The sequence below is a fragment of the Cryobacterium sp. MLB-32 genome (assembly GCF_000738085.1).
Lineage (GTDB): Bacteria > Actinomycetota > Actinomycetes > Actinomycetales > Microbacteriaceae > Cryobacterium.
On the sequence record NZ_JPRS01000167.1, the window covers coordinates 1 to 6553 of the forward strand.

Sequence of the window (6553 nt, forward strand, 5' to 3'; positions counted from 1 at the left end):
TTCGACGTCGACCGAGAACCGACCGAGCGTGCCCTTTTTGAGCTCCGCGGGCAGATTCTTCGGCTCAATGAGGTCGCGAATGTGTCCGACCGAGGACAAAACCTCGTAACCGTCGCCGAGATACGCCGCGATCGACTTCATCTTCGTCGGCGACTCGACAATGACCAGCTTCTTAGTGCCTGGCACCAGACTCCTCTTTATACGTAGTGGCCAATAGAGAGGCCACAGCACACCATACACACCTGAATGGAGTACCCGCCTAATCGGGGGCCACCCGGCGGGCTCTCGGAGGCCTCCCGGTTGCCTCCCGGTTCGCCCCCGGCTGGCCCCCGGTTTGAATCTCGCCCTTGCGGGTTTCCCTCCGCTGAGGACAATGGTGCCATGGGAACAACGCAGGGCACCTACACCGCGAAGCTGACGGACGGCCCACTCGAAGGAAAGACCATCACCACCGCCTTCCTCGACACCGGGGACCCTCAGCCGCGAATCGAGATCCCGGCCGAGGCCGGTAAGCGCTACCTCTATACGCGTGGAGCCGGCCTCGAATACGCGGAATCCGCACAACAGGCCGGCCCGGTGCGTCCCACCGCAGTGGAATACCGTTTCCTCGAAGCGTCGTTCGAGTAGATCAACGGGCGGCATCTGTTCCTGACACTCCCTCGGAGGAGGGCGTGTCAGCGGATGGATCGGGAGGTCCGGCCCGCGCCCGCGACGACAGCTCACCGAGGAGTACATGTCGGCGCACGGTCACGGTCGCGAAGAGTCCGTCGACCGTGCAGGCCGTGACGGATGTCCCGTTGAGAGTGGCCGCTGCCACCGCGGCCTGGCAGGGATACCCGGCCGCGTACCCGGATGCGGTGTCTGCGGCGGCGAGCGCCGCCGCATCAGCGGCATTCTGGACCGATTGTTGAAGCCCCAGCAGCGCGAGCAGGGGCATGAGCAGCGCGGTAAGCAGGATCGACGCTCCCAGGAGGCAATCGCCAACACGGAACCAGCGCCGGAATCTCCGTCGACGCGGCGCCGGCGCGGGCTCGGGTGCATCAGCGACCTCCGCCGAGGGCGCACGACGTGGCATCGAGGCTGAGGCCCCAGGCCGAGAAGAGACCGACGGAGCTGGGCGCGTCAAGCCGGGCGCAGACGAAGTCACCCCGGGACTCGACAGCCAGCAGCGCTCCCGGCACTTCGGCCACCACGAGCGCGGACACCGGGCCGACAGCGTCACCGCGGGACAGTGCCCGAGCGGCGTCGGCCGAGGCATCCGTGAGTCGCACCTGTTGACCGATCACCGCAATGGCGCCGAGGCAACAGCCGAGCACGAGAATCACGGCGGGCAGCACGGTGGCGAACTCGGCCGTCACGGTGCCCGTCTCACGACCGAAGCCCTCAGCCCACCGACAGCGCACGGCGCACCAGGTCGGTGAGGATGGACCGCACCTCGTCACCACGCAGAATCACGATCAACAAACCGGCGAAGCCCACGGCCGCCATGGTGGCGACCACGTACTCGGCGGTTGCCGCCCCCGCCTCCGCGCCCAGCCCCTCAAGGCGGGCCAGCCAGCGGCGTTTCACCCGGGCCGGTGCGGAAGCGACGTTGGGAGGATCGATGAGCGGAGGGGAACTGGAGATGGCCATGGTGTCTACTCCTTTGTCGGGTCTGCACCGCGGGCCGGGGCGGCTCGCGTCACCCCCACTGTGTCGCGAGAGGATGCCCGCGGGGAGAGAGCCATCGAAAAAGTGCAGACACCCACGTGGGAGTGTCCGGTGGAGGACCGGGTGCGCTCTACTCGTTCACGAGCACCGGCACCCCGACGGCGGCCGCCGCTGCCCGTCCGGCGAAAGCAGCGGGCACCGTCACCGCGAAGGTGATGCGTTCCTCGGGAATCGACTCCTGTCCGGCGTCGGTTTCAACGAGGTGGTGCACGAACCGGGCCGTACCGAGAAAATCGCCGCCGACGTCGTAGAAACCGGCCACGACTTCCAGCTCCAGCACCGCGCTCACGTCACTCGTGACGCGCACGTTCCCGGTCACGGCTGTTCCGTCGAAGCTGGTGTCATCGAGCGAGAAACGGTCGTCAAACGGACCGCTGACCCACACCACCTGACCGGCAGCGGGATGCAGCCCGTCGAGGCCGGCCAGCTGTGGCTCACTGTCGGGTGCCTGGAGCCCCGGAAAAGACGTCTGCACGGCTGCCCCGGCACGGGAATCGTTCGCGGCCTCAGTCGCCGGGGCGGTGAGGGCGAACGCACCGACACCCAGCAGCACCCCGCCCGCGACCGAGCTGAGGATGACCACGGTGCGAACAGATGGCCGGCGAAAACGAGATGTCATGTGCGTGTCCTGTCTGTGCGGGCGCGGGGAAGGTTCTCCCCGCGCCCGCCTGCATGCAATATTGGGGTCGGGTGGCCTGCTGTTAGCCGACCAGGCGCAAGGCCTGCGTGACGATACCGAAGAGTTCGATGTTGTCGACGGTCCCCTGCAGTTGTTCGGAGCCCGGGCCGGTGGCGTACACCGGCACATCCGCTCCGGTGTGGTTGCCCGAGAGGTAGCTCAGCCACAGACCGGCATCCGGCGACCCGTCCACGACTCCGGCCGGGTCGGTGGGGGTACGGAAGGTAGCCGGTCCGAAGTTCTTCGGGTCGGCACCGCCGGCACCGTTGACGATTCCGGTGGAACGAACCGGGTCCTTCGCGTTGGAACCACGGGAGGGCGTGGAGTTGTTGGCCGTGTTGCCGCTGTCCGTGTTGGCGGGCGGCGTCGAGGCCTCGGCGTTCGTGAAGGTACCCTTCTCGATGATGTTGAAGCCGGCACATTCGTGGTCAGCGGTCACGATCACGAGGGTGTTGCCGTCTTTCTTGGCGAAGTCCCGTGCCACGGCCACGGCGTCATCGAATGCCTTGATCTCGGCCAGGGTCTGGGCGGCATCGTTGGCGTGCGAACGCTTGTCGATCAACGCACCCTCAACCTGCAGGTAGAAGCCCCTGCCGTTCTTCGCGCCCTTTGACGCTTTGACCTTCTTGTCGCTGAGCAGGGCAATCGCCTTCGTCGTCATCTCGGGCAGGGTGGGTTCCTGCGCCTGCACCGAGGTGGGGTTGTCCTGTTTGGCCTTCTCGATGGTGAGGTTTCCCCGATTGAACAGACCGAACACCTTGGCCCCACTCGCCGACGCGAGGTCGGTGGCGGTGGCGATGGTCTGCGACGCGGGCGAGCCGAGCACGGAGTAACCCTGGGCCACGAGCGCCGTTTCGTCGGCGGCGTCAAAGCGACTGAGTCCGCCACCGAAGATGACGTCGGCCGTTCCGTTGCGGGCGATCTGGTCGGCAATCGGGGTGACGCGCAGGTCGCTGGTCGGCAACGGCGTACCGGTGATGGCCAGGTCCTGACACGCGGCATCGGAGTAGACCGGCCCCTGGCAGCCGCGGGCCAACGCGTGGCTCATCTGGCCGGCCGGGGTGGCATCGGTGATCTCGGCCGTCGACACGTTGCCGGTGCGCAATCCGGCCTTCTTGGCGAGTTCCATCACCGTGGGCGCCAGCTGCCCCTTCGCATCCACGCCGAGGGCCGCGTTGTAGGTCTTGACCCCCGAGGACCAGGCCGTGGCCGCCGAGGCCGAGTCCGTGACCGGGTTCGGGTGGAAGTCGGCCGCGCCGGGCTGACCGGAGAGTTTCTCCACCGCATAGGTACTGACGTAGCCCTGAGCCGGCAGGGATTCCATGGCCAGCTCGCCGTCGGCGCCGTAGAAGCGTTCACGGGCGGCCGTGACGTGCGTGCGCCCCATGCCGTCTCCCAGCAGATAGATGACGTTCTGCGCCCGCCCCTCGCTCTCGTGGGCGGAGGCGTCAGGGACGACGCCGCCGAGCGCGGTGGCCGTGGCGGCCGCTGTCAGGGCGGTGACCAGCGTCACGGCGGTCAGGAACGGGACTCTTCGCTTCATCAAGGATCTCCTTGGTCTGTGGAGCGCGCCGGGCAGCGTGTGCTGTCCTGCCACCACGCTAGGAGTTTTGAGTGATGCTCAGACAAACAGATGATGAACGTTCAGAACGACCGCAGGGTGGTCGACAAAATGGACAGCAGTAACGGCAGAACGCCCACGAGCATGAAGGCGGGGAGCACGCACACTCCGAGCGGCAGCATGAGCGTCACGGCGAGAGCTTCGGCCCGGCGCTGCCCGGCACTGCGGGCATCGCGCCGCACCTGCCGGGCCTCGCTGCGCAACAGCTCCGCCGCCGGCACACCTGCCCGTTCCGCGAGCCTCAGCACGGCATGCAAAGGCTCCGACCCCTCCCCGTCGCCCGAGCGAATTCCGAATTTCTCGGCGGCCTGCTCCACGACCGCACGCGCACGGTTGACGGAGCCGCCGCCGGCCATGGCAACCGCCGTGAGGTCGAGCAGCAGGCCGGGGGCGGCATCCGTCATGCCCGCCTGTCGAACAAGTCGCCCACTCCAGCGGTGCGCCACCCAGAGCAGGGCGCCCGCGGCCGCCAGACACATCCAGCCGGGAACCGTGAGAAAAAGCATGTGCAGGGCGTCGAAGCCCATCAACGCCCCCACCAGCAGGCCGCCGACCGGAAGCGCCATCACGAGACGGGCGGTGGCCCGCGGGCCGGCCAGCGCCACCTGCAGGTCTCGGTGCAGCTGGCCCAAATGCCGGAATGTGGCCGCAAGATCCCGCAGACAGGCCGCCAAGGGCGCCCCTGATTCGGTAGCCACGTCCCACGCCGCCGCCAGGCCCAGCCAGGCCGCGCCGGTTTGCCCTCCCAGGTGCCGGGCACGCTCGGCGACCGCGTCGGCGATGCTCCTGCCCCGCCGGCCGGCCTCCGCCGCAGCCCTGATGATGCCCCACGCGGGTGGCTCCGCGGCCGACCCCCGCAACCCGTGACCGTCCCGCGCGCCGGTGTGGCCCGGCGGCAGCGGGAGCACCGGATCCGGCAGGAGATATCCCCACGCAGAGACCGGCGAGACCCCGGCCGACAGCAGCACCGCCAGCCGCTCGGTGAGGGCGGCGACGTCGTCGAGCGGCGCACTATCGGAGCCGGTGCGACTGCTCATTCCGGCACGACCGCGAGTGCGCCGCGGGAGTCGAGCTCGAACCGGCCGATCTGGCTGAGCCGCCGCTCGCCACCCCGACGTTCCAGGTGGAGCACGAGCCCGATCGCGCTGGCCGCTTGACGGGCAACCGCCTCCGGACTCATCCGGGCGAGGGCACCGAGGGCCTCAAGCCGGGCCCCCACATCGGCGAGTGAGTTGGCGTGCAGGGTTCCGGCCCCGCCGTCATGACCCGTGTTGAGCGCCGTGAGCAGCTCCCGCACCTCGGCACCCCGGCACTCGCCGAGCACGAGCCGGTCGGGCCGCATGCGCAGCGCCTCGCGCACGAGGGCCTCGAGCGTGATGCGCCCCGCTCCCTCGAGGTTCGCCTGCCGGGCCTCGAGAGCCACGACATGGGGGTGCGCCACACGCAACTCGGCGACGTCTTCGATCAGCACGATGCGTTCGCCGGGCGGCGCTTCCCCCAACAGCGCCGCGAGCAGCGTGGTCTTGCCGCTGCCGGCGGCACCCGTGATGAGCAGGTTCGTTCGACCCGTCACCGCCGTGCGGAGGCGCTCGAGCAGAGCGGATGCCTCCGGCCCCGTCCCGAGCAGACCGTTGGCACGGAGCGCCTCGAGGCTCAGCCGCTCGCTGTGCGGCAGGCGGATGGACAGCAGGGTGCCCGAACTCGAGGCTGGCGGCAGTACGGCGTGCACCCGAATGCCGTCGTTCAGGCGCACGTCCACGCAGGGACTGGCCTCATCGACGTGCCGGCCACCGAGAGCGATCAGGTGAACGGCCAGTTGGCGCGCCTGGGCCTCCGTGCAGTGCCAGCCGGGTTGGGCTTCGAGGCCGGAGCCGGCGTCGATCCAGAGGCCGGAGTCGCCGTTCAGAAACAGGTCCGTCACCCGGGGATCGCCGGCGAAGCGTGCGAGGGGTCCCAGCCCCGCGACGTTGGGCCGTGACGCCTCCCCGGGCACGGGCGTGCGCGGCGTGGGTACCGTTGCGCCGGCAGATGCTGGCACGCCGGCAGACACCGCCACGCCGCCCGCGTGGATCACGCGAGTGGATTCGGTGGCGGCCTCACCGAACCCGGCCGAATCGACGGGGGCGGGAGCAGGGTCCACCGTATAAGAAGGTACTGCCACAAAGGGTTCGATCATGCGGGCGACATTACGTCGCATGACGCGGCAGCGCCGGGAGCGAATCCGAAACGGTGCACAAGCCCTGAATCTCAACACTGAGGAGGACGAGCTCCACGTCGACGCAGCACCGGCGAAACAATCGTCCGGTTAAAAAAGAGGGGGCGGCACCTATTGGGGGGAACAGGTGCCGCCTAGCAGTGCATAGATTGGGGGGAACCGTAGCACTGCCGGCCAGAACTTTCGCTCTGACGGATATCAGCATACAAGGCATCGGCAGAAGTGCAAGTCCTAAATGCCCCCCTAAATCAGGCCCCCCGCTTCGGGGGCACGCGACGAGCGAATTTGTGAGTACAAATAGGGCCAAAAATATCTCGTCGTGAAGACA

Annotated in this window: 9 protein-coding genes; 1 reads left to right on the forward strand and 8 read right to left on the reverse strand. The window is 68.4% G+C overall.

All coding sequences use genetic code 11. From position 1 onward, the window contains the following. Positions 1–186: toprim domain-containing protein (locus JF66_RS14800; RefSeq protein ID WP_035879249.1), on the reverse strand; the 186-nt coding region annotated here is incomplete at its 3' end. A 195-nt stretch (positions 187–381) separates the two neighbouring features. Here JF66_RS14800 and JF66_RS14805 point away from each other — a divergent pair. Next, complete coding sequence (locus JF66_RS14805) at positions 382–627, forward strand: hypothetical protein (protein WP_035879250.1); 246 nt, start codon at positions 382–384, stop codon at positions 625–627. 1 nt (position 628) lies between these two features. Here JF66_RS14805 and JF66_RS14810 read toward each other — a convergent pair whose 3' ends face one another. The 7 genes from JF66_RS14810 to JF66_RS14840 all read right to left on the reverse strand — a co-directional run bounded on the left by JF66_RS14810 (position 629) and on the right by JF66_RS14840 (position 6186). Beyond that, positions 629–937 carry a hypothetical protein gene (locus JF66_RS14810; RefSeq protein ID WP_051973582.1) on the reverse strand — a complete coding sequence of 103 codons (309 nt, stop codon included), beginning with the start codon at positions 935–937 and terminating at the stop codon, positions 629–631. Positions 938–1040: 103 nt separating this feature from the next. Further along, positions 1041–1358 (reverse strand): TadE family type IV pilus minor pilin, encoded by a 318-nt coding sequence (locus JF66_RS14815; RefSeq protein WP_197059433.1) that lies wholly within the window; start codon positions 1356–1358, stop codon positions 1041–1043. Between the two features lie 25 nt (positions 1359–1383). Further along, positions 1384–1632 carry a DUF4244 domain-containing protein gene (locus JF66_RS14820; RefSeq protein WP_035879252.1) on the reverse strand — a complete coding sequence of 83 codons (249 nt, stop codon included), beginning with the start codon at positions 1630–1632 and terminating at the stop codon, positions 1384–1386. 148 nt (positions 1633–1780) lie between these two features. Further along, positions 1781–2329 carry a hypothetical protein gene (locus tag JF66_RS14825; protein ID WP_035879253.1) on the reverse strand — a complete coding sequence of 183 codons (549 nt, stop codon included), beginning with the start codon at positions 2327–2329 and terminating at the stop codon, positions 1781–1783. Between the two features lie 82 nt (positions 2330–2411). Beyond that, positions 2412–3932: an alkaline phosphatase gene (locus JF66_RS14830; RefSeq protein WP_035879254.1), complete on the reverse strand. Its 1521-nt coding sequence runs from the start codon at positions 3930–3932 to the stop codon at positions 2412–2414. Positions 3933–4033: 101 nt separating this feature from the next. Next, a complete protein-coding gene (locus JF66_RS14835) occupies positions 4034–5047 on the reverse strand; it encodes a type II secretion system F family protein (protein ID WP_035879255.1) in 1014 nt (337 codons plus the stop codon). Next, a complete protein-coding gene (locus JF66_RS14840; protein ID WP_081882417.1) occupies positions 5044–6186 on the reverse strand; it encodes a TadA family conjugal transfer-associated ATPase in 1143 nt (380 codons plus the stop codon). Before JF66_RS14840 ends, JF66_RS14835 begins: the two co-directional genes overlap by 4 nt. Positions 6187–6553: the final 367 nt, after the last annotated feature.